This window comes from Paraburkholderia sp. SIMBA_053 (genome assembly GCF_046534895.1).
Taxonomy (GTDB): Bacteria; Pseudomonadota; Gammaproteobacteria; order Burkholderiales; family Burkholderiaceae; genus Paraburkholderia; species Paraburkholderia caledonica.
Window position 1 is genome coordinate 1 of record NZ_JAWRXU010001365.1, and the last position, 247, is coordinate 247.

Genomic DNA, 247 nt, shown 5'->3' on the forward strand with positions numbered 1-247 from the left:
CCGACGATCACGATCAGGCGGTCGTCCATGCCATGCAGAATGAGATGCATGGCGGTGCGCGAACTGTAGATGAGATCCGACACTGCTTCGTCGCACGCAAATTCGCGGATCAGGTGCGCCGGGAGCAACGGCCATTTTGCGCGAGCGTCTGCCCGAGTTGAAACTGCGCTTCGTGAATGTAGTCGATCTGTTCAAAATGCAGCCGGTGACAGAGCATCCGCACGGCTCGACGGAGCGCGAATTCGAC

Annotated in this window: 2 pseudogenes; one reads left to right on the top strand and one right to left on the bottom strand. The window is 58.7% G+C overall.

Annotated features, from left to right (window positions below):
* Positions 1 to 128: pseudogene (locus SB753_RS40070) on the bottom strand (3-deoxy-7-phosphoheptulonate synthase); the annotation flags it as partial.
* Between SB753_RS40070 and SB753_RS40075 the strand changes: the two are divergent.
* A pseudogene (locus SB753_RS40075) lies at positions 116 to 247 on the top strand (hypothetical protein); the annotation flags it as partial. The pseudogenes SB753_RS40070 and SB753_RS40075 sit on opposite strands and share 13 nt — an antisense overlap.